A 22,753-nucleotide genomic window follows, 5' to 3' on the forward strand; every position below is an offset into this window, starting at 1 on the left:
GGCCGGGAAATGTCCACGGAGTGACGCATGTCCTATACATTTCAATTCGGCGCGCTTGCCCAATATCAGAACGAATTGTTGAGCGGCATATGGCTGACGATCAAGCTATCGGTCCTCTCCATCGTGCTCGGTTGCGCTTTCGGCATTCTTTTAGCCTCGCTGCGTTCCATCAATGGCGGTATCGTCCGCATCATCGTGGACGGCTATGTTGAGGTGATCCGCAACACGCCATTTCTTGTGCAGCTTTTCATCGTCTATTTCGGTCTGCCGGGGCTCGGCTTTCGCGTTGGAGCCGATACGGCAGCTCTGATCGGCATGACGATCAATCTTGCCGCCTATTCCACGGAAATCATCCGCGCCGGCATCGAGGCGGTGCACAAGTCACAGATCGAGGCGGGTGAGGCTCTGGGCTTCACCAAATATCAGATCTATCGTCACGTCATCATCGTGCCTGCTATCGCCAAGGTCTATCCTTCGCTGTGCAGCCAGTTCGTGCTGATGATGCTGGCATCGAGCATATGTTCGGCCATCTCCACCCATGAGCTTGCGGCCGCCGCTGCCTTCGTGGAATCGCAGACCTATCGCTCCTTCGAGGTCTATCTCGTCGTCACGCTCATCTATCTTGCGCTGGCGCTCAGCCTGCGGCTCATCCTTGCCCTTGTCGGCATGTGGTTGTTCGGCCGCCGCGTGGCGCGCAAGACGATGACCGCCTTGCCGGAGGTGCAGTCATGACACTCAGAACTTTCGGCTGGAACGAGTTCGGCTTCCTGCTCACCGCCCTGCAATGGACCGTGCTTCTGACGATCATTGCGCTCATCGGCGGCGGCCTCGTCGGTTTCTTCGTGGCGCTTGCCCGCACCTCGGAACTGAAGGCGCTGCGTATCGCTGCCGGCACCTATATCCAGGTCATCCAGGGCATTCCGGTGCTGATGATCCTGTTCCTGTCCTATTACGGCCTAAGCCTTGCCGGACTTGAACTGCCGCCACTGATTGCTGCCGGCGCATCGATGACGATCTATACGTCGGGTTATCTCGCCGAAATCTGGCGCGGCTGCATCCAGGCGGTGCCGAAGCAGCAATGGGAGGCGTCCGAGTCGCTGGCTCTCACCCGCGCCCAGCAATATCGCTACGTCATCCTGCCGCAGGCGATCCGCATTTCCCTGCCGCCGACCGTCGGTTTTGCCGTTCAGGTCGTCAAGAATACGTCCATCGCATCAATCATCGGTTTCGTCGAACTGGCGAGAGCGGGGCAGCTTATCAACAATGCCACGTTCCAGCCGTTCCGCGTCTTCGTCGCGGTGGCCGTGCTTTATTTCATCGTCTGCTACCCGTTGTCCCAGCTGTCTCGTTGGCTGGAAAGGAGGCTTCATGCCGGAAGTAATCGTTGAAAACGTTCACAAGAGCTTTGGCGCTCTGGAAGTCCTTAAAGGCGTGTCGCTGACCGTCGGCCGTGGTGAAGTTTTCGCCCTCATCGGCCGCTCCGGCTCGGGCAAGAGCACGCTGCTGCGCTGCATGAACGGGTTGGAGAAGATCAATTCGGGCCGCATCGAAATTGCCGGCCATGCGCTGGGCGTAGATGCCACAGCGCTGCGCAAGCTGCGCACCGATGTCGGCATCGTGTTCCAGAGCTACAATCTTTTCCCGCATCTGACGGTCGGTGAAAACATCATGCTCGCTCCGCGTATCGTCAAGGACGTGGCAAAGTCGGAAACGAAGGACATTGCCCGCGAGGTTCTGCAACTCGTCGGCCTGTCGGAGAAATTCGATTCCTATCCCGACCAGCTTTCCGGCGGCCAGCAGCAGCGCGTGGCGATTGCCCGTTCGCTTGCCATGCGGCCGAAGGTGATGCTGTTCGACGAGGTGACCTCTGCACTCGATCCCGAACTGACGGAGGAAGTGCTGACGGTCATGGAAAACCTCGCCAAGGGCGGCATGACCATGATCCTTGTTACCCATGAAATGGCCTTTGCACGCCGTGTGGCGACCGAAACCATCTTCATGCACAAGGGTAAGATCTGGGAACAGGGCCGCTCGGCAGAACTCTTCGCCAATCCGCAAACACCGGAACTCCGGCAATTCGTCAAGGCCGATGTGAAATAGCGCCTGATCCACAAGGACATATCCATGACTACTGAAATCGTACAACTGTGCCCGCTGATCCCGGCGCTGGAAGAAGAACTCGCGCAGCGCTTCACTGTTCATCGCCTGTTTGAGGCGGCAGACAAGGCGGCGTTCCTTTCTGAAAAGGGTGCTGCAATCCGCGGCGTCGTCACCGGTGGCCATATCGGCCTTCCGGCGGATATCGGCGCCGCACTCCCCAATCTCGAGATCGTCGCCATCAACGGCGTCGGTTTCGACAAGGTGGATCTGGCGGAAGCCAAGCGACGCGGTTTCCGCGTTTCCAACACACCGGATGTTCTGACGGCGGATGTCGCTGACCTCGCGCTCGGTCTTGTTCTGGCGCAAGCGCGCAAGCTGCCGCAGGCTGACCAGCATGTGCGCACGGGGCAGTGGCTGAAGGGTGATATGGGCCTTTCCACCCGTGTGGCCGGCCGCCGCTACGGCATTTTTGGCCTTGGCCGCATCGGTCAGGCTATCGCCAAAAGGCTGGAAGGCTTTGATGCGCGCATTTCCTACACCGCCAGAAACCGCCGCGATGTTCCCTATGATTATCACGACAGCATCGAGGCTCTGGCCGCCAATTGCGACGTGCTGATCATCGCCGCCGCCGCCACCGCTGAAACGCGCCATATCGTCAATGCGGATGTGCTGAAGGCTCTCGGTCCCCAGGGTGTGCTCGTCAATGTGGCGCGTGGTTCGCTTGTGGATGAAAAGGCACTGGTCGAGGCGCTTTCGAGTGGCACGATCGGTGGCGCAGCGCTTGACGTCTTTGAAGATGAGCCACGTGTGCCGGAGGCGCTTTTCGCCTTCGAAAATGTCACGCTCGCGCCGCATGTCGGCAGCGGCACGCACCAGACCCGGCGCGCCATGGCCGATCTGGTACTCGCCAATCTAGACGCGCATTTTGCCGGTAAAGAGCTCCCCACACCTGTCGTGTGATGGATAAGCAATTGACGGTTGTAGTCAAACGCTACAGCCGTTGCAGCTCATGAGATTGTCTACGAAGTCCTGCAGCTCACAGTTCAGTGCTATGAAGTATTGAATGGGAAAAGCTTGTTTCACGGCGCAGATGCGCCGTGGCTCAATGCCAGCTCAAGGCTGGCATGTTGCAGGAGAGGTTTTGCCTTTGCCGACAATCTGATCGCGCGGTATTTGTCGCGCAATTTCGCTTCAATCCCCCGCCACCGTTCATATTTATATAATATGTATAATCCTACTATTCTGCTTCCTTATACAGTAACGAGGCGGATAGTTGCGTTCCAAAGGCCCGAAGTCACGCTTGCAGAACCGGCCGCCGCGGACGAAGTCCGATGCGCCGCCATCCGACCGGCATGCGCTGCTTGAAGCGATGATCGATCATGTGCCGGATTTCATCTATGCCAAGGACCTGGAAGGCCGCTTTCTCTTCGCCAACCGTGCCATCGTCACCGAAAACGGCTTTGACACAGTCGAGGAACTGATCGGTCTTACCGATTACGATATTAACGGCGATGCGGCGCAGCGTGCGGGCATTCCAGAGACCGAGGCGCGGGTGATGCGCACGGGAGAGCCGGATCTCGGTTTTGAGGAACGCGCAATGCGCGGCGATATCGACCGATGGCTGATGATGTCGCGCGTGCCGCTTAAGGACAAGAACGGCGCGATCATCGGTGTGGTTGGCGCATCCAGGGATATTACCCAGAAGAAAGCCTCGGAGCGACTGCTTCAGGCGCAGGCGCATATTCTCGAAATGATTGTTGGGGCGGCGCGTATCGAGGATTTTCTCGAAGAATTCGTGAAAGCCATCGAAAACCTCGCTACGGGTCTTGCCTGCGCTGTTCGCGTATTCGATGCCGCGGCCGGCGAACCCTCGGTCTATGCCTCACCGGCGCTTTCACAGCATGCGGGGGTGTCAGCACTCATCTCCAGCGTCAGCGATCCCGAAAGCCTGACCTATCCCGCCGGTAATGTGGCCTTCAGTTTCGATATTCCCGCCAGCGAAGGCAATGCGCACGGTTTCGTCTGGTGCATGTTGGCGGGCCGCACACCGGATGCGGGGCTTCTGGAGTTCATCGCCGCCGCCGCGCGCATGGCGGGTCTTGCGATCGATCGCAAACGGGCGGCGGAACATATCGCGTTTCTTGCCGATCACGACATGCTGACACGGCTGCCCAATCGCCGCTTTCTGGATACGAGACTGCCGGAAATACTGGCAGCATCGGCAAAAGCGAAGCGGCATGTCGGCATCGGCTTTCTTGATCTCGATAATTTCAAGCACATCAACGATACGCTCGGCCACAGCGTTGGCGATGCTTTGTTGTCAAAAACGGCTGAGCGCATCTCGCGCAGTCTCGGTCGAAACGATCTGGTGCTACGGGTGGGCGGGGATGAGTTCGTCATCATTCTGCATAAGCACAAGGACGATTTCGAAAGCCGCCTGCAACATATCCGGGCTGCGGTCTCGCAGCCGCTGCGCCTCGGCAACTACGATATCAAGGTCACATGCAGTATTGGCATGGCATTTTTCCCGGAGCACGGGGAAACCACGGCGGAAATAGTCGCTGCGGCCGATCTTGCGATGTATGAGGCCAAGCATAGCGGGCGAGATGGCATTGCAACCTTCACGCCGCGCATGGCGGATGATCTGAGGAAGAAGTTCACCCGCATCGAGGAATTGCGCAAGGCGGTAGAAAGAGATGAGTTCGTTCTCCACTATCAGCCGCAGGTCGATCTTTTGACCGGTCGCATCAGCGGCGTGGAGGCGCTGGTGCGCTGGCAGCACCCGGTGGAAGGTCTGCTCGGCCCCGCGGAATTCATCGGCCTTGCGGAAGAAACCGGCCTCATCGTGGAACTTGGGGAAAGCGTTCTGAAGAAAGCCTGCCTTCAGGCGCAGGCATGGTGCAATGCCGGGCTGCCGCCCGTCAAAATGGCGGTCAATATTTCACCCAGGCAATTTCAGGGCGGCCTTGTGGAGCAGATCAGGTCTGCGCTCACGCAATCCGGCCTTGCACCGTCTCTGTTGGAAATTGAGATCACCGAAACCCTCATCATTCAGGATGTGGAAACATCCGTGCGGATCATGCGCGTCATCAAGGAGATGGGCGTCAGCCTGGCACTGGATGATTTCGGCATTGGTTATTCCTGTCTCGGCATGCTCAAGACCTTCCCCCTGTCGTGCATGAAGATAGATCGGTCGTTCCTCACCCATCTGCCGGAAAAAACCAAGGACAGCGCCATCGTCTCCATCATGATCCAGCTTGCGGGGTCTCTGGGCATCGATGTCATTGCCGAAGGCGTCGAGACCGGCGAGCAGGCAGCGTTTCTGCGCGCTGCCGGCTGCCCCTATGGGCAGGGTTATTACTTCAGCCGCCCGGTGCAGGCGGATGCGATCGAGGCAATGTTGGGGAATATGATGACTTTCCCCGCTGGTCTATCGAACGACATGCAATAATTCCCACCTCGGTGGCCTGCCTCTAACCGGATTCGCCGGACGCGAATTGGCGGAAGGCACGTTGCGCTGTCTTTGCCGCATAGTGGCGTCGGGAGGGAGTGCGGCTATATCACCCTTCTTGCGACCCCACGCGGCATTAAAAGCCCGCATGCCCTCATCTTCATCCATGAAACTTGATGCCTTTCCCAAGCGATTGCGGGATTGGGCGCAAGTTTGTTCTAGTATTATAATTCAAAAATATTAGAACTAATTTGCGCGATAACTAAGTAATAAATATCGAAATCACCAAATAAAACATTTATATATTATATATTGAACTATTAATTTGTTGTAATTTTACTACGTGATTTGATTGCATGCTTTGAGTTTATTTGGATTTTTTAGATTTAAATTGCGATTCTCCCGAAGTTTCTGCCATTTGCTGGATCAGCGCAGAGAAGCGGGCGGCAGGGAAAAGACCAGCCCTCGGCTTTGCGCATTCGTTGAAAAATTTTTTGACTGGAGATTAAAAATGAACATCAAGAGCCTCCTCATCGGCTCCGCTGCCGCTCTCGCAGCAGTATCCGGCGCACAGGCCGCTGACGCTATCGTCGCTGCCGAACCCGAGCCCATGGAATATGTTCGCGTCTGCGACGCCTTCGGCACCGGCTTCTTCTACATCCCCGGCACCGAAACCTGCCTGAAGTTCCAGGGCTACGTTCGCTTCCAGACCGACTTCGGCCGTGACAAGGCTGGCAAGTCTGATTGGGACGCATTCACGCGCGCCCAGTTCGAAGTTGACACCCGTACCGACACTGAACTCGGCGCTCTGCGTGGCTTCATCGGCCTGCGTGGTGATGCTGATACCGGTTCTGCCGCTGCTTCCACCACTTCTGGTTCCAGCGACAAGGGATCCGCAGTTTTCGTTCATCAGGCCTTTATCGAAATCGCCGGCCTGAAGGTCGGTAAGTTCCTGAGCTGGTGGGATGATGGTCTCTCCGGTGAAACGGACGATGTGGCGACCAACGCTTTGTTCAATTCCGTTCGTTACACCTATGAAGCGGGTTCTTTCTGGGCTGGTGTCTCGGTTGACGAACTCGAAGGTATCGCGGTCGGCACGTTCAACAAGAACAACAACACAAGTAACAATGTCGGCGTCGTTGTTGGCGCTGGCGCGAAGATCGATAGCGTCTCTCTTCAGCTCATCGGTGGTTATGACACTGACCGCGAAAACGGCTCTGTTCGCCTGATCGCAACAGCTGGTGTTGGTCCTGGCACGTTTGGCCTGTCTGGTGTTTGGGCTTCCGGCGCAAACGCTTACTACAATGCTTCCGAGTGGGCTGTTGCTGCCGAATACGCCATCAACGCAACCGACAAGCTGAAGATCACCCCCGGCTTCCAGTACTACAGTGGCTACGGCCTCGTCTCGTTCGACAAATTCTCGAACAACGACGCCTGGAAGGCTGGCCTGACGGTTGACTACAAGATCACGGACGGCCTCTCGGCAAAGGTTGCTGCAAACTACCTCGACGTCGACACCAAGCCTGAAGCCTGGACCGGTTTCGTTCGCCTGCAGCGCGCATTCTAATAGTCATAAGAAAAAAGCCTAAACCGGATTAGATGACTCAGATCCACCCCGCTCTTGAGCGGGTGAGTGCTAGCTCCAGTCAAAGTTCCTGACATGATGTTAGGTTTGCTCCCCGGACCCCTCCAGGCCGGGGAGATTTTGTTTTGAGGAAAGTTCCGGCAGATTTTTGTCAACAGTGTCGTTGCGGGCATTTGCGGGCGGGTCGCTGGGTTGGCGGGTTGCCGGTCCTGGAGATCAGGTTGCGCTATCGCTCGCCAGGCATTGGTACCGGCGGCTGGGGAGGGTGCACTGGCTCTTCGAAGGTTCGCAGCAAACGTCCCCAGCCCGGATCATGCATATGCGCTTCAAGACCCGCGCGGGCGGCAAGTGCCAGTGCCTCTTCCTGTCCAAAGGAGAGAGCCGCATCGACGTCGGTCGTCAGAACCCGGCTGTTTTCCATCAGCATCTTGCCATCAACGAAAACGGTGTCGACATCGCTTCCCAGAACCTGATGCACGAGACGGTGCACCGGCATCCAAATCGGCATCAGATGTGGCTTGCGCATGTCGATGATGACGACATCGGCCTTTTTGCCAATTTCAAGCGAGCCGATTTCATCTTCCATGCCGATGGCGTGGGCGGCGTCGATGGTAATCATTTCGAATATCTTGCCCGGCGGCAAAAGGTAGCGATCGTGGTTGTGCAGCAGGTGCTGCGTGAATTGCGCCAGACGGGCGGTCTGGAGCATATCGAAGTGACGGCTGGGTGCCGCGCCGTCGGTGGTGATGGCGACTCGAATCCCCTTGGACATCATTTCCATGATCGGCGTTGAGCGGCCCGGCGGGGCGTGGGTCACGCGCGTGCCGGTTTCGGCCAGAATGTCGATTTCTTCATGCGAGATGCCCCAGCAATGCTGGAGGTGGATATCCGGGCCGAGAAGCGCATTTTCCTTATCCTGAAACGCCATGCGGATTTGCCCCGCAAATGCATCGGAATGCAGCCTGACGCCCATTTTCCGGGCCGTCTCGCGTATTCGGCGCGCCTGCATGCGGTCGTTTTCCGTCAGTTTCACGGCGTGGTCGGGGCTCGAAGCGTTGGAGGGTTCCACCGAGGGAACGATGGTAAAGGGTGTCAGAAAAACACTGATGCGTCCGTCTGCCGTTCCGTTCAGGGCGTCGATCGTGGCTTCGCTGCCCTCAATCATTTCCTCGAAGCTTACATTGCGGCGCTCCGGAGAGCCGCTTTCCCATCGGGTCACCGGATGCGGCCAGGGCAGGCCGGAAGGTCCAACGCAGATGATTTCACGAAGCCCGATCTCGTCATAAGCGCGGGCGTGGTTGATGGCAAAGACGGGGTCGTCGGCGCGTGGCATCGAGGTGATGATGCTGGCACCTGTCGTCACGCCGGCGCGAAGCCGCTCGATGCCGGATACCAGGCCGTCCGCATACCAGTAATCGCGTGTGACGTAGTGATAGTAGGTCGGCGTCACGACCTTCATCCACATGGCGTTGGTGTCGGCCGCAATGCTGCGGATCAGCGCGTGCCCTGCATGGCCATGGGCGTCAATGAGGCCGGGAATGATGAGTTTTCCCCGGCAATCTATGATCTGTTTGTCGCTGTGACGTGGCGCCAGCTCCGCTGCTGTACCGATGTCGACAATACGGTCGCCCTGAATGGCAAGGCCACAATCCTCGATGATGCGTCTTTCACGATCCACCGTCACCATCGTGCCGTGCAGCAGCAGAAAATTCCCCATTTCGTCCTCTCCCTCATTGAAGCGTAGCTTGTATCCAGAACCTCGCGATTTTGGATACGATAATTGTCAACAATATTATTGACAATACGCCTGTGCGAAACAATACTCCGCCTTGTCCGGCCGGTAGGTCTGCCGGCTATCCAATGATTTATAAAAAGGGGGGATCAAATGTCCCGAATTAGAAGTTTCGTTCTGGCCGCCATGGCCGCCGCCGCCATTGCCGTTCCCGCAAACGCAGAAACCTTGCGTTGGGGCGGCCGCGCGGATCTTTACTCGCTTGATCCGTATTCGGTGCCTTCCACCTCCAACCTCGCCTTTCTCAATCATATCTATGAAGGGCTGGTGCGTTACGGGCCGGACTTCAAGATTGAGCCGGCGCTTGCGACCGAGTGGAAACTTGTTGATGAAAAAACATGGCGTTTCACCCTGCGCAAAGGTGTGAAGTTCCACGACGGTGCTGAGTTTACCGCTGACGATGTCGTTGCATCTTTCACGCGCGCTTCGGATGCCACCTCGCCATTGCGCGGCAATATTCCGGTTTTTGCGGGCGTGAAGAAGGTCGATGATTACACCGTCGATCTGAACGTCACCGCGCCCACCTCGCTTTTCCTCAACGACATCACCAATATCTTCATCTTCAATGCCAAGTGGTTGAAAGATAACAACAGCGAAAAGCCGACCGACTTCGCTTCCAAGGTCGATGGCTACACGACGATGCATACCAACGGCACTGGCCCGTTCAAGCTTGAGAGCCGCGTTCCCGATAGCAAAACGGTTCTTGTCGCCAACGATTCCTGGTGGGATCAGAAAAAACACAATCTCGATCGCATCGAATTCGTGCCGATTGCCTCGGCCGCAACCCGCGTTGCAGCTTTGCTCTCCGGCGAAATCGACCTGATCGATTCCGCGCCGATCCAGGATCTGCCGCGTCTGGAATCCTCGCCCAACATCACGGTGAAGAAGCGCACCGAGCTGCGCACGCTGTTCATCGGCTTCAATCGCCGCGAAAAGCTGGAAGACGGCAAGCCTAACCCGTTCAACGATCTTCGCGTTCGCCAGGCATTCGAGGCGTCGATCGATCGTGATCTCATCAACAAGAAGGTCATGCGCGATCTTGCAAGACCGTCCGGCTCGCTTATTGCGCCTGAGATTGCGGGTTACGCCAAGTCGCTTGATACCTACCAGCCTGCCGATCCGGCAAAGGCGCAGAAGCTGCTTGCCGATGCAGGTATGAAGAACCTTGCATTCACCTATACCTGCATGAATGACGAAAGCATCAACGAGGAAGACATCTGCTCCGGCGTTGCCAACATGCTCAAACGCGGCGGTTTCCAGCCGACAATCGACATCGCCCCGCGTTCGGTACAGTCTCCCAAGCGCAATGGTGGCAAGGCCGATGTCTTCAACCTTAGCTGGGCGAACGAGCCCACGCTCGATGCCTTCTCGTTCCTGTCGCAGATCCTGTCGACCCGCAAGGGCGCGATGGGCGTATCCAACTATGGCGGCTGGTCTAACCCCGAGATCGACAAGCTGGTGGATCAGGCAGCACACGAGCAGGACAATACCAAGCGTCTCGCGCTTGAAGAAGCTGCATTGAAAATCGCCAAGGACGAGACGATGCTTGTTCCGCTGCACCAGCAGCCCATCGCCTGGGCCATGCTCGGAAAGGTCAAGAGCGTTGATTTCCGCGCCGACAACAAGCCGCGCCACTGGCTGACGCAGGTCGGCAAGTAATCTGGAATATCAGGGAGGCATTGGGCATTTCGCTGAACGCCTCCCTGAATGCTCCGCTGCCGGTGCAATTGTTGACAATGTTACGGGCGCATGCGGCCCGTACCCCGTCTCTTGCAAAAATGGGCAAACCTGCCTGCCTTTTGGCCACGGGTTTGCATCCGAGAGGTTACAATGCTGGTTTTCATCATCAAGCGTATGGGAAATGCCATTCTGGTCATGCTTTCCGTCGCGCTTATTGCATTTCTCATTTTCAGGCTTGCCGGAGACCCCGTCGAGCTGATGGTGGGGGAGCAGACATCGCAGGAAGATCGCGCCGCGTTGCGTGAGCGTCTTGGTCTTAACGACAGTCTGCCAACGCAATATCTGCGGTTTGTCAAAGATGCCGCCCAGGGCAATTTCGGCGTTTCCTATCGCAACGGCCAGCAGGTGCTGCCGCTGATCGCGGAGCGGTTTCCAGCCACGCTGGAACTGGTTCTGGTGGCCACGATCATATCGCTTGTCGTCGGCCTGCCGCTCGGGGTGCTGACGGCGATCAGGCGCGGAAAGTGGTATACGGAGGGCCTGCAATTCCTGTCGATTGTCGGCGTCTCGCTGCCAAGCTTCGTTGTCGGCATTCTGCTTATTCTTGTCTTTTCGGTCAGCCTCGGCTGGGCGCCGGCCTTTGGTCGCGGTGATGTCGTGCAGCTCGGCTGGTGGTCCACCGGCCTGCTCACCTCGTCGGGGCGTGCCGCACTCATTCTGCCTGCCATCGCGCTCTCGCTTTACCAGATCACGCTCGTCATGCGTCTGGTCCGCGCTGAGATGCTGGAGGTGCTGCGGTCCGATTTCGTGAAGTTCGCCCGTGCACGCGGCATTCCCCGCTGGCGCATTTATTTCCGCCATGCGCTGCGCAACTGTCTTATGCCTGTTGTGACGCTGACGACGATGAATGTCGGTTCGCTCATCGCTTTTGCGCTCATCACCGAGACGGTGTTTCAGTGGCCGGGCATGGGCATGCTGTTCATACAGGCGGTGACGTTTTTCGATATCCCCGTCATGGCGGCCTATCTCTGCATCATTTCCTTCATCTTCGTTGTCCTCAACACGTTCGTCGACATTGCATATGCGGTGATCGATCCGCGTCTGCGCACTGCGCGCTAACCGAAGGGAGCCGGTTTCATGGCCACAGACCTTCCGCAAACGGCAAAAGCTGCCCGCCCGTCGCTCATCAAGCGCATACGCAACAGCGATCTCTACTGGTCGTTCAGCCACAGCAGATCGGCCAAGATCAGCGCGCTGATCCTTGCAGTCCTCATCCTCGCCGCCGTTTTCGCGCCCGTGATCGCACCGCAGAACCCTTATGACGGCGCTTCGCTCGACATGTGGAAGGCCGAACTGCCGCCGGTGTGGCAGGAGGGCGGCGAATGGCCCTTTCTGCTCGGCACGGATACGCAAGGGCGTGATATGCTCTCCGCTATCCTCTACGGCACGCGCATATCGATCGTCATTGGTGTCGCCTCGGTGGCGCTTTCCCTGGTCATCGGCATGACTGCCGGGCTTGTGGCCGGTTATTTTGGCGGTTTTGCCGATAATCTCCTGATGCGCATCGGCGATATCACGCTCTCCATTCCGACAATTCTGGTGGCAATTCTCGTCTCCACGGTCGTCAGACAGATGCTTCCGGACAATCTTCGCGAGGTCGGCGCGTCTGCCGTGCTCATTCTCGCCATCGCGCTTTCCGCCTGGGTGCAATATGCGCGCACCGTGCGTGCCCAGGCGATTGTCGAAACCGGCAAGGACTATGTGCAGGCGGCGAAGCTGATCGGCGTTCCCGCGCGCCGCATCATGGCAAACCATATTCTGCCCAATACGCTGACGCCGATCATGGTTGCCGCCACGCTCAACTTCGGCATGGCGATCCTGACCGAAGCGACGTTGTCGTTCCTCGGCATCGGCATGCCACCCAGCCAGCCGTCGCTCGGAACGCTGATCCGCATCGGCAACCAGTTCCTGTTTTCCGGTTCCTGGTGGATCGTGTTGTTTCCGGTTTTCCAGCTCTGCCTGCTCGTCGTCACCGTCAACCTTCTGGGTGACTGGCTGCGCGATGCGCTCAATCCGAAACTGAGGTGAGTTCCATGTACGATCTTCTGCTCCGCAACGTCAGGCCCATGGCGGGCGGCACCTGCGATATTCTGGTAAGACAGGGAAAGATTGCCGGTTTTGGAAAGTTCGAGGCCGAACCCGGCATGGCGGTCGAGGATGGCAACGGTGCAATCGTCGCGCCCGGTCTCATCGATGCACACACCCATCTCGACAAGACGACATGGGGCATGCCCTGGCATGAGAACAACCGTGCGGCCATCCTGCGCGGACGGATCGATTTCGAGCGCGAGAACCGCACCCAGATCGGTATCGATCCGCACCGCCAGTCCATGCGCCACGCCATCGGCCTTGCTGCAAACGGCGGCACGCATATCCGCAGCCATGTGGATATCGATCCGACCCACGGCCTGAAGCTTGTCGAAGGCATATGGGAAACACGTGAGAAGCTGAAAGGCATCATCGACATCGAGGTCGTTGCCTTCCCGCAGTCCGGCGTCATGGTCATGCCCGGCACGGTGGAGTTGCTGGACGAGGCCCTGAAACAGGGATGCGAAGTCCTTGGCGGCATCGATCCCTGCGGCATCGATCGCGATCCCAAAGGTCAGCTCGATATCCTCTTTCAACTCGCGGTCAGGCACGGCGTGCCGATCGACATTCACCTGCATGAGGCTGCCGATCTCGGCGCCTTCACGATGGAGCTGATCTTCGAGCGTATTCGTGCCAATGGCATGGAAGGCAAGGTCGCAATCAGCCACGCCTTTGCGCTGGGCATGAATGATTACATCAGGGTCGGCAAGCTTATCGATGAAATCGCCCGGCTCGATGTGGCGATCCTGACGACGGGCGCGCCCTCGGCAACCGTGCCGTCGATCATGCGGCTGAAGGAAGCCGGCGTTCGCGTTGGCGGCGGTTGTGACGGCATTCGCGATACCTGGGGACCTTGGGGCCAGCCGGATATGCTCGACCGGGCCAAGATTATCGGCATGAAGAACGGCTTGCGCTCGGATATCGAGCTTGCGCATGTCCTCCATGTCGTCTCGCAGGGCGGTGCCGATGTCATGGGCCTCAAGGATTACGGTCTTGAGGTTGGCTGTGCCGCAGACTTCACGCTGCTGACGGGCGAGACATTGGCCCATGCCGTTGTCGATGTCGCGCCGCGGCCGCTGGTCGTAAAGGGCGGACGCGTGACCGCCAGAGGCGGCAAGGCTGTGGTGGAGGCGCCATGATGAACAATCCGCTACAGTCTATCGCTCTCGGTGAACGCCCCTCCGGTCGCACGCTGCTCACCGCGAGCTGGGTGGTCGGTCATAAGGACGGGTCTCACCGGCTGTTGAAAAACGGCGAAGTGGTTTTCGAGAACGGCGAAATCCTTTTTGTCGGCCATGGCTTTCCGGGCGAGGTCGCGCGGCGCGTCGATTTCGGCAATGCCCTGATCAGCCCCGGCCTGATCGACCTCGATGCGCTTTCCGATTTCGATACGACTATTTTGGGGATCGACAATCACCCCGGCTGGGCGAAGGGCCGTGTATGGCCGCGCTCCTATGTCGAGGCCGGTCCTTACGAGATGTATTCCGAGGAGGAGCTTGCCTTCCAGAAACGTTTCGCCTTTGGCCAGCTTCTCCTCAACGGCATCACCACGGCGGCACCCATTGCCTCGCTGTTTTATCGTGAATGGGGAGAAACGGTCACTGAATTCGAAGCTGCGGCCGATGCTGCCGGCGAACTTGGTCTCCGGGTCTATCTCAGCCCCGCCTTCCGCTCCGGCGGCATGGTGCTGGAAGAGCCGGGACGCATGGTGCCCGTGTTCGATGAGGAACGCGGTCTTCAGGGGCTGAAGGAAGCCGTGTCGTTCATCGAACGGCAGACCGGAAGACACGGCGACCTCGTCCGCGGCCTTCTGGCACCTGATCGGGTAGAAACATCGACGCTCACCCTGCTGGAAAGAACCGATGCGGCCGCCCGTGATCTCGGCTGCAAATTCCGGCTGCACATGGCGCAGGGTACCATGGAGGTCGACACGGTTCGCAAGCTGCATGGCTCGACTGCACCGGTGTGGCTCGCCAAGGCAGGCCTGCTTAGCGACCGCCTTATCGCGCCGCACGCCACCAATGCGACGCAGGAAGATCTGGCGCTCTATGCGGAAAATGGCGTGTCCATCGTCCACTGTCCGCTGGTGTCGGCCAGAAGCGGCAGTACGCTGTCGTCCTTCTCCGCGTGCCGGCAGCTTGGAATAAACATTGCGATGGGCACCGATACGGCGCCCGCCGACATGTTGATGAACCTGCTTGTCGGTCTCATAACCTGCCGCATCAATGACGGTGCTCCCGATAAGGTCCGCTCAGCCGATCTGTTCGACGCCGCCACGCTCGGCGGCGCTCGGGCGCTGGGTCGCTCCGATCTCGGACATCTTTCCAAGGGTGCGCGCGCCGATATCGCGGTCTTCGATCTGGATGACACGGTCATGGCACCGAGCCTCGATCCGATCACGACGATTGTCACTGGCGGTTCGGGCAAAATCACGCGCGCCGTGTTTGTCGATGGCCGTCTCTCCATGCGGGAAAGACAGGTCGCGAACATCGACATGGCGAGCGCCCGCGTTCAGGCGCAGGCACAATTCGATGGGCTGATCGCGAAATATCCCGAGCGAAGCTGGGCCAATCCGCCCGTTTCGGAAATCTTCCCCCCGAGCTACCCGGTGGAGGTGAATACCAATGAATGACATGAACCAGTCGGTTATCGATGTCCGCAATTTGAAAGTCGAGTTTCCCGGCCGCCGGGGAACGGTGACGGCACTTTCGGATATCAGCCTTTCCATCCGCCCCGGCGAAATCCTCGGTGTGGTCGGGGAGTCCGGTGCCGGAAAATCCATGACCGGCCTTGCGATACAGGGCCTGCTCGAAAAACCGGGCCGCATCGCGGATGGCGAAATATGGCTTGGGTCGCGTCGTATCGATCAACTCGATGACAGGGCGATGGAAAGCATCCGTGGCCGGGAAATCGGCGCGATCTTTCAGGATCCGCTCACCTCACTCAATCCGCTATTCACGGTTGGCGCGCAGCTTGTGGAGACGATCCGCCAGCATCTGCCGCTTTCGAAAAGGGATGCAAAGGCACGCGCAGTCCAGCTTTTGCGTGATGTCGGTATTCCATCTCCGGAAGAGCGCGTCGATCACCATCCGCATCAATTCTCCGGTGGTATGCGCCAGCGCGTCGTCATAGCGCTCGCACTTGCGGCGTCGCCGAAACTGATCATCGCCGATGAACCGACGACGGCGCTTGACGTGTCGATCCAGGCGCAGATCATCTCGCTGCTGCGCAAGCTCTGCAAGGAAAAGCAGACGGCTGTCATGCTGGTCACCCATGATATGGGCGTCATCGCCGAAGCGGCCGATCGCGTTGCCGTGCTTTACGCCGGCAGGTTGATAGAGGTGGGGCCGGTCGAACAGGTTCTCCATGCGCCGAGGCACCCCTATACGCAGGGCCTGATGGCCTCCATTCCTTCGCTCGGCGCGCGAGTGGAACGGCTCAACCAGATCGACGGTGCCATGCCGCGTCTCGACGCCATCCCGCCCGGATGCGCCTTCAATCCGCGCTGCGGGTTCTCAGGACCGCGCTGTCTTCGCGAGCGGCCGGAACTGGAAGCGGTGGGTGATGGCGCCAGCGCTTGCTGGATGAATGCAGGAGGTACAGCATGAACACGCCGGTTCAAAGAACACCCGCATTGACGGTCAAGGGCCTCACCAAGACCTTCGATGTCTCTGCCCCCTGGCTTAATCGGGTCATCGAGCGCAAGCCCCGGCAATTCGTCCAGGCCGTAAACGACATCGATTTTACGGTTCCGGCGGGCGGCTGTCTCAGCATCGTGGGGGAAAGCGGCTGCGGCAAGTCCACGGTTGCCCGTCTGGTGACCGGGCTGTTCCGGCCAAGTGCTGGTAATTTCCACTTTGCCAAGGGCCGCAAGGATACACCGCTTTCGGCGCAGATGATCTTTCAGGATCCCTATGCCTCGCTCAATCCGCGCTGGCGGGTGAAGAATATCATTGCCGAACCCATCCGCGAACTGAAACTTCGTGCGACCCGGGCCGAGACCATGGAACGGGTGGAGGAACTGTTGCTGACGGTTGGTCTGTCTGCTTCGGACGGCGAAAAGTTTCCGCATGAATTTTCAGGCGGCCAGCGTCAGCGCATCTCCATTGCCCGCGCTTTGGCAAGTGAGCCCGAGTTTCTGGTCTGTGACGAGCCGACATCGGCACTCGATGTATCGGTGCAGGCGCAGGTGCTGAACCTGATGCGACGCCTTCAGGACGAGTTGGGGCTGACCTATCTGTTCATCAGCCATGACATGAGCGTGGTTCGCCACATGTCGGATCGCATCGCGGTCATGTATCTTGGCCGCATCGTGGAGGAGGGCGACACGGAGGAGCTGTTCGCCCGCCCGCGTCACCCCTATACCCAGCTTCTGCTGCAGACCATTCCCAATATCGATGCGCCGCGCCGTGACCGGGAACTGGTTGCCGGTGAAGTTCCAAGCCCGCTCAAACCGCCATCGGGATGCACGTTTCATCCGCGTTGCCCGCTTGCAACGGCGCGCTGTTCGGCGGAGGTGCCAAAGGTGCGCACGCTTGCCGGCGGCACACGTGTCGCCTGCCATCTGGTGGCGGACGAAGAAGAGCGGGTTGTGAAGGAAAGAGAACTCGTCTGACCGTCGGGTCAGGCGAGTGCGGCGCGCAGATCGTGGGAAAGGTCGCGGATTTCGCTGAGATCGAGTTCCGCTTCCACATGTTCCAGATGGTGGGTCATCAGATGCGTGGCTTTCGCCGGGTCGTTATTGGCAATCGCATCGACGATTTCCGCATGCTCGTCCGGTCCGCAATTGAAGCGGTCGGTGTTGCGGTAAACGGCGGTGATGAGGGAGGAACGAGAAATGAGGTCGCGCATGGTGGTGAACAGGAAATCGGAACCGGCCGTTTCCGCAAGCAGCAGATGGAACCCGCCGGAGAGCTTGATGATATCGGTGGTGATGTTGTGAGCATTGGCCACGCGCTCCTTGGCAACATGGTCGCGAAGCCGTTTCAGATCGGCCTTGGTTGCCGATTTGCACAGACGTTCAACGACACATTGCTCAACGGTGCGACGCACGAAAAACACGTCTCTGGCTTCTTCGACCGATGGTTTCGAAACGAAGGCGCCGCGATTGGGAACGATGGTGACGAGACCGTCGCGCTCCAGAACGGACAGGGCCTGACGGATACGTGCACGGCTGACACTGAAAATTGTCGCCAGTTGTTCTTCCTTCAGCTGCACGCCGGGACGCAGCCGCCGCTCAGCGATGGACAGCCAGACTTTCTCGACAATTTGCTGTGTGGACTGGCCGTTCTGCTCGGTCATTTTGTTCGCTCTCCATTAGGGTTAGAAAAGCGTGATGCCGCCGAAAAAGTCAACTGTTTCAACAGGGTTTTGGTTGCATAATTGTCAACAATATGAAACAATATTGTATACTATAAACGGGACAACGTCATGGAATTCGACTTCACCACGCTTGAGCCACAGAGCCGCTATCGGTTGCTGACGAATTTTATTGGTCCACGGCCGATAGCGCTTGTCACGACCCGCTCGGAAGCGGGCCACAACAATGCAGCGCCGATGAGCTTTTTCAACGTCTTCTCCCATGATCCGCCCATCGTTGTTCTCGGAATCCAGCCGCGTCTGAATGGCGAGGAGAAGGACACGATGGCCAATATTCGCCGCACCGGCGAGTTTGTCGTCAACATGGTCGATATGACTATATCCGAACATATGCTTGTCTGCGGCCTCGGTTTCGACAGCGAGGTCGACGAACTTTCCATGGCGCAGCTGACGCCGACGCCCTGCAACAAGATCGATGCAAGCTTTGCAGCGGAATCGCCCTGCGCCTTCGAGTGCCGGGTGGAGCGTCTGATCGATTATCCGCGCCGGACGCTGGTGCTGGGGGAGGTCGTGCACATGCATGTCCACAGGGACTGCCTCGACAAGGAGGGGCATTATGTCGATCCGGACCGATACCAGCCGATCGCACGCCTCCATGCCGACAATTACATTACCTCGGATCGCCAGTTCGTCTTGAAGGCGCCACCCATTACCGACTTCATCAAGCCAGATGGCAAGTGACAGTCCCGAAAGGCTGACCTGAATGCATATTCGTCTGATCAACCCGAACTCAACCGCCTCGATGACGGCGCAGGCGCTCGAGAGCGCCTTGCGCGTCAGGCAGGCGGATACGAAGATTTCCGCCGCAAATCCTGTCGATACGCCGGTCAGTATCGAAGGCGGGGCCGATGAGGCGCTGGCTGTTCCCGGCATGCTGGAGGAAATCCGCAAGGGCGAGCGGCTGGGCGTCGATGCCTATGTCATTGCCTGCTTTGATGATCCGGGCCTGCATGCGGCGCGCGAAGTCGCGCGTGGTCCCGTGATCGGCATCTGCCAGGCCGGCATTCAGGTGGCGATGACGATCAGCCGCCGCTTTTCCATCATCACAACGCTGCCGCGCTCCATCCCCATTATCGAAGATCTCGTCGATAGCTACGGTGCACAGCGGCATTGCCGCAGGGTTCGTGCCATCAATCTGCCGGTGCTGGGTCTTGATGAGGATCCGCTTGCAGCCGAGGCGATGTTGATCCGTGAAATCGAAGCGGCCAAGAAAGAAGATGCGGCAGAAGCCATCATCCTCGGTTGCGCCGGCATGTCCGCACTGTGCGACAGGCTGCGCGAGGCAACCGGCATCCCTGTCATCGATGGTGTCACGGCCGCCGTCAAGCTGGCCGAAGCCCTGGTGGGCGCGGGTTACGTGACATCCAAGGTCAATGCCTATGATTATCCGCGGGTGAAGGAAACCAAGCTCGTCGCCTGACCAGGAAACGCGGGTGCGGCAAAGCGCCTCCACGGCGTTTGCGACAAAGCCCGCCTCGCTCTAGTGTCTGCTTTCGCGCCGGTCCGCAGAATGGCCGCGCGGGATGGGAGGCAGGATGATCGACAAGCTGGAGTTTTTCATTGCACTTGCGCGCGCGGAGCATTTCGGGCGGGCCGCGGAGGAGTGCGGCATCTCGCAGCCGACGCTGTCTGCGGCCATCCGGCAACTGGAAGATCAGCTCGGTGTCGTGCTCGTCGTGCGCGCGGCCCGATATCAGGGCCTGACGCCGGAGGGGCAGCGGGTTCTCGAATGGGCAAGGCGCATCGTTGCCGATACACGTACCATGCGGGAGGAAATGCGGGCTGCGCGTAAAGGTCTCGCCGGCCATATCCGGCTGGCCGTCATCCCCACCGCTCTCGCCATGGTGCCCAGGCTCACCGAACCCTTTCAGGCGCGTCACCCGGCAGTCACGTTTTCCGTCACCTCCCGCACGTCGTTGCAGGTTCTCAGCCAGATCGAAAATCTCGAAATCGACGCGGGAATCACCTATCTCGACAACGAACCTCTGGGCCGGGTGACGACGGTTCCGCTTTACTCGGAGCGATATCACCTGATTGCGGCAGCAGGCACGCCCCTTGCCGATCAAGAGAGCGTGACCTGGAAGCAGGTTTCTGGTCTTCGGCTTTGCCTATTGACTTCCGACATGCAAAACCGCCGCATTATCAACAAGCACATGGCCGAAGCGGGTGTTGAAGCGAAACCCACGCTCGAGTCCAATTCGATGATTGTACTGTTTTCCCATATCCGAACCGGACAATGGGCTTCAATTATGCCGCGTAACATCGTGGAATCGTTTGGTTTTCCAAAGCAGATCCGAATGATCCCGATTGTCGAGCCCGATGCCGAGCATCTTGTCGGCCTCATCGCTACCTATCGTGAACCCCATACGCCACTCGTTTCCGCACTGCTGCATGAGGCCCGATTGCGCGTCGCGGCCTCCGCTTTTGATAGAAATTTCCTATCGACTGACGGAAAGACGATATTGACCTGATCTTGCTCCGCTCGCCATTCTTTCGCCATCAGGTAGCGCGGCGCGCCGGATAAGGATGTGGAGGTCCTCCGGTTCAAACGCCCGCCACCTGTCGGTTTGGGAGGACTGGCTCATGAATATTCGTGCTGTCGCCGCAGATGAGGCGACGCGTGTGCAGGCTATCATTGACGACTGTCTGCATATGGAAGGGCCAATGCTGCCCATCCTGCACAGGGTGCAGGAAGAATTCGGCTATGTGCCTGATAGCGTCAAACAGGTGATCGCCCTGGCCCTCAACGTATCGCGTGCCGAAGTGCATGGTGTTGTGAGCTTCTATCCCGATTTCCGCGACCATCCCGGCGGGCGCCATGTGCTGAAGCTCTGTCGGGCCGAGGCTTGCCAGTCGATGGGCTGTGAGTCTCTTGCCGACACCATCAAGGGGAATCTTGGTCTCGACTGGCACCAGACGGCAAAGGATGGCTCGGTCACACTCGAGCCGGTCTTCTGTCTCGGGCTCTGCGCCCAGGCACCCGCGCTGATGCTGGATGGCGAGGTTCATGCCAGAGTGGATGAGCACTGTCTTGGCGACATTCTGGCGGAGGTGCGTCGATGAGCGTGACCGTTTTCGTGCCTTGCGATTCCGCAGCACTCGCCGTTGGTGCCGACCGCGTTGCCGAAGCAATCCAGGGTGAGGCCGCGGCCCGCAATCTTGATATTCGCCTTGTCCGCAACGGTTCGCGCGGCCTGCTCTGGCTTGAAGTGCTGGTAGAGGTCGACACCCATCATGGCCGCGTTGCTTATGGACCAGTCAAAGCTTCTGATGTTTCCGGGCTGTTCGATGCGGATTTTCTTGGTGGCGGCGATCATGCGCTCTGTCTTGGGCTGACCGAAGAAATCCCTTTCCTGAAGAATCAGACGCGCCTGACGTTTGCGCGCTGCGGCGTGACCGATCCGCTTTCGCTGGAAGACTACCGTGCCAACAAGGGCATGAAGGGGCTGGAGAGAGCCGTCGCACTCACCCCCGCGGAGATCGTCAAACAGGTCACCGATAGCGGCCTTCGCGGACGGGGTGGCGCCGGTTTTCCGACCGGTATCAAGTGGAAAACCGTGGCGGATGCCACCGCCGATCAGAAATACATTGTCTGCAATGCGGATGAGGGCGACAGCGGCACCTTTGCCGACCGCATGATCATGGAAGGCGATCCCTTTGTCCTTATCGAGGGCATGGCCATTGCCGGCCTCGCGGTTGGTGCAACGAAGGGCTACATCTATACCCGCTCCGAATATCCCCATGCCGTTAGGACGATGGAAAAAGCCATCGACATTGCCCGGCGAGATGGGGTGATCGGCGCGTCTGTGCTGGGTTCGGGTCGCGCGTTCGATCTCGAGGTGCGCATGGGCGCCGGAGCCTATGTATGCGGTGAGGAAACCTCGCTGCTCAACAGTCTCGAAGGCAAGCGCGGCACAGTGCGCGCCAAGCCGCCGCTTCCCGCCCTGCAGGGGCTGTTCGGCAAGCCGACGGTAGTCAACAATGTCATTTCTCTTTCTTCGATCCCTGTGATCATGGATCGCGGCGCGGCGTTCTACCGGGATTTCGGCATTGGTCGTTCGCACGGCACGATCCCGATCCAGCTTGCCGGAAACATCAGACATGGCGGACTTTACGAGACCGCTTTCGGTCTGCCGCTCGGGCAATTGGTCAACGAAATCGGTGGCGGCACCATTACTGGCCGGCCGGTCAAAGCGGTTCAGGTCGGCGGCCCATTGGGCGCTTATTTCCCGGTGTCGCTGTTTGATACGCTGTTCGACTACGAGGCATTTACCGCCGCAGGCGGCCTGATAGGTCATGCCGGTATCGTCGTCTTTGACGACACCGCCGATATGCTGCGCCAGGCGCGTTTTGCCCTGGAATTCTGTGCCGTCGAAAGTTGCGGAAAGTGTACGCCATGCCGGATCGGTTCGACACGCGGTGTCGAGACGGTGGACAAGATTTCCCTTGGAATAGAAGCAGAGCGAAATACGGCGCTGCTTGAGGATCTCTGCGAAACCATGAAGTTCGGTTCGCTCTGCGCGCTAGGCGGTTTCACGCCTTATCCCGTGATGAGCGCGCTCAGGCACTTCCCGCAGGATTTTGCACCCATCCCACGTGTCGAAGCGGCGGAGTAAGA

General features: G+C 58.7%; 20 protein-coding genes. 18 read left to right on the top strand and 2 right to left on the bottom strand.

All coding sequences use genetic code 11. From position 1 onward, the window contains the following. Nucleotides 1–27: 27 nt before the first annotated feature. The 6 genes from AC1DCP_RS14180 to AC1DCP_RS14205 all read left to right on the top strand — a co-directional run bounded on the left by AC1DCP_RS14180 (nucleotide 28) and on the right by AC1DCP_RS14205 (nucleotide 7,118). Nucleotides 28–732 (top strand): amino acid ABC transporter permease, encoded by a 705-nt coding sequence (locus tag AC1DCP_RS14180; protein WP_476774361.1) that lies wholly within the window; start codon nucleotides 28–30, stop codon nucleotides 730–732. After that, the gene (locus tag AC1DCP_RS14185; protein ID WP_149916237.1) at nucleotides 729–1,388 is read left to right on the top strand and encodes an amino acid ABC transporter permease; all 660 of its coding nucleotides are present in this window, start codon (nucleotides 729–731) and stop codon (nucleotides 1,386–1,388) included. The genes AC1DCP_RS14180 and AC1DCP_RS14185 overlap by 4 nt, the downstream gene beginning before the upstream one ends. Further along, on the top strand, nucleotides 1,369–2,100 hold the full coding sequence (locus AC1DCP_RS14190) for an amino acid ABC transporter ATP-binding protein (protein WP_149916238.1): 732 nt from the start codon (nucleotides 1,369–1,371) through the stop codon (nucleotides 2,098–2,100). Before AC1DCP_RS14185 ends, AC1DCP_RS14190 begins: the two co-directional genes overlap by 20 nt. Nucleotides 2,101–2,124: 24 nt before the next feature. Further along, nucleotides 2,125–3,060: a 2-hydroxyacid dehydrogenase gene (locus tag AC1DCP_RS14195; protein WP_065661913.1), complete on the top strand. Its 936-nt coding sequence runs from the start codon at nucleotides 2,125–2,127 to the stop codon at nucleotides 3,058–3,060. Nucleotides 3,061–3,400: 340 nt separating this feature from the next. Continuing rightward, on the top strand, nucleotides 3,401–5,551 hold the full coding sequence (locus AC1DCP_RS14200) for a putative bifunctional diguanylate cyclase/phosphodiesterase (RefSeq protein ID WP_149916297.1): 2,151 nt from the start codon (nucleotides 3,401–3,403) through the stop codon (nucleotides 5,549–5,551). A 511-nt stretch (nucleotides 5,552–6,062) separates the two neighbouring features. Then, the gene (locus AC1DCP_RS14205; protein WP_013761074.1) at nucleotides 6,063–7,118 is read left to right on the top strand and encodes a porin; all 1,056 of its coding nucleotides are present in this window, start codon (nucleotides 6,063–6,065) and stop codon (nucleotides 7,116–7,118) included. Nucleotides 7,119–7,362: 244 nt separating this feature from the next. Here the strand turns inward: AC1DCP_RS14205 and AC1DCP_RS14210 are convergent, their stop codons facing one another. Further along, nucleotides 7,363–8,853: an amidohydrolase family protein gene (locus AC1DCP_RS14210; protein WP_149916239.1), complete on the bottom strand. Its 1,491-nt coding sequence runs from the start codon at nucleotides 8,851–8,853 to the stop codon at nucleotides 7,363–7,365. Nucleotides 8,854–9,021: 168 nt separating this feature from the next. On the opposite strand from AC1DCP_RS14210, the gene AC1DCP_RS14215 reads away from it, so the two are divergent. The 7 genes from AC1DCP_RS14215 (at nucleotide 9,022) to AC1DCP_RS14245 (ending at nucleotide 17,371) form a co-directional block, all read left to right on the top strand. Next, entirely contained in the window at nucleotides 9,022–10,587 is a 1,566-nt protein-coding gene (locus AC1DCP_RS14215) for an ABC transporter substrate-binding protein (protein WP_025594912.1), read from the top strand. A 171-nt stretch (nucleotides 10,588–10,758) separates the two neighbouring features. Beyond that, nucleotides 10,759–11,727 (top strand): ABC transporter permease, encoded by a 969-nt coding sequence (locus tag AC1DCP_RS14220; RefSeq protein ID WP_476774362.1) that lies wholly within the window; start codon nucleotides 10,759–10,761, stop codon nucleotides 11,725–11,727. A gap of 18 nt (nucleotides 11,728–11,745) precedes the next feature. Further along, on the top strand, nucleotides 11,746–12,696 hold the full coding sequence (locus tag AC1DCP_RS14225) for an ABC transporter permease (protein WP_112682843.1): 951 nt from the start codon (nucleotides 11,746–11,748) through the stop codon (nucleotides 12,694–12,696). Between the two features lie 5 nt (nucleotides 12,697–12,701). Further along, nucleotides 12,702–13,895, top strand: a complete 1,194-nt coding sequence (locus tag AC1DCP_RS14230; protein ID WP_476774363.1) for an amidohydrolase family protein — start codon at nucleotides 12,702–12,704, stop codon at nucleotides 13,893–13,895. Further along, complete coding sequence (locus AC1DCP_RS14235; RefSeq protein ID WP_149916240.1) at nucleotides 13,895–15,388, top strand: amidohydrolase family protein; 1,494 nt, start codon at nucleotides 13,895–13,897, stop codon at nucleotides 15,386–15,388. The genes AC1DCP_RS14230 and AC1DCP_RS14235 overlap by 1 nt, the downstream gene beginning before the upstream one ends. Continuing rightward, complete coding sequence (locus tag AC1DCP_RS14240; RefSeq protein WP_149916241.1) at nucleotides 15,381–16,364, top strand: ABC transporter ATP-binding protein; 984 nt, start codon at nucleotides 15,381–15,383, stop codon at nucleotides 16,362–16,364. The genes AC1DCP_RS14235 and AC1DCP_RS14240 overlap by 8 nt, the downstream gene beginning before the upstream one ends. Beyond that, complete coding sequence (locus AC1DCP_RS14245) at nucleotides 16,361–17,371, top strand: ABC transporter ATP-binding protein (RefSeq protein ID WP_065705603.1); 1,011 nt, start codon at nucleotides 16,361–16,363, stop codon at nucleotides 17,369–17,371. The genes AC1DCP_RS14240 and AC1DCP_RS14245 overlap by 4 nt, the downstream gene beginning before the upstream one ends. An 8-nt stretch (nucleotides 17,372–17,379) precedes the next feature. Here AC1DCP_RS14245 and AC1DCP_RS14250 read toward each other — a convergent pair whose 3' ends face one another. Then, nucleotides 17,380–18,057, bottom strand: a complete 678-nt coding sequence (locus AC1DCP_RS14250) for a GntR family transcriptional regulator (RefSeq protein WP_004431355.1) — start codon at nucleotides 18,055–18,057, stop codon at nucleotides 17,380–17,382. 129 nt (nucleotides 18,058–18,186) lie between these two features. On the opposite strand from AC1DCP_RS14250, the gene AC1DCP_RS14255 reads away from it, so the two are divergent. From AC1DCP_RS14255 to AC1DCP_RS14275, 5 genes are all read left to right on the top strand, one after another. Continuing rightward, on the top strand, nucleotides 18,187–18,816 hold the full coding sequence (locus AC1DCP_RS14255) for a flavin reductase family protein (protein ID WP_004431356.1): 630 nt from the start codon (nucleotides 18,187–18,189) through the stop codon (nucleotides 18,814–18,816). Between the two features lie 22 nt (nucleotides 18,817–18,838). Beyond that, nucleotides 18,839–19,555 (top strand): aspartate/glutamate racemase family protein, encoded by a 717-nt coding sequence (locus AC1DCP_RS14260; RefSeq protein WP_065661919.1) that lies wholly within the window; start codon nucleotides 18,839–18,841, stop codon nucleotides 19,553–19,555. 115 nt (nucleotides 19,556–19,670) lie between these two features. Continuing rightward, complete coding sequence (locus AC1DCP_RS14265; RefSeq protein ID WP_476774364.1) at nucleotides 19,671–20,606, top strand: LysR family transcriptional regulator; 936 nt, start codon at nucleotides 19,671–19,673, stop codon at nucleotides 20,604–20,606. 112 nt (nucleotides 20,607–20,718) lie between these two features. After that, nucleotides 20,719–21,198 carry a formate dehydrogenase subunit gamma gene (locus tag AC1DCP_RS14270; protein ID WP_421439880.1) on the top strand — a complete coding sequence of 160 codons (480 nt, stop codon included), beginning with the start codon at nucleotides 20,719–20,721 and terminating at the stop codon, nucleotides 21,196–21,198. Then, entirely contained in the window at nucleotides 21,195–22,751 is a 1,557-nt protein-coding gene (locus AC1DCP_RS14275) for a formate dehydrogenase beta subunit (protein ID WP_476774365.1), read from the top strand. The genes AC1DCP_RS14270 and AC1DCP_RS14275 overlap by 4 nt, the downstream gene beginning before the upstream one ends. Nucleotides 22,752–22,753 lie beyond the last annotated feature (2 nt).

This window comes from Agrobacterium sp. 10T429 (assembly GCF_056393925.1).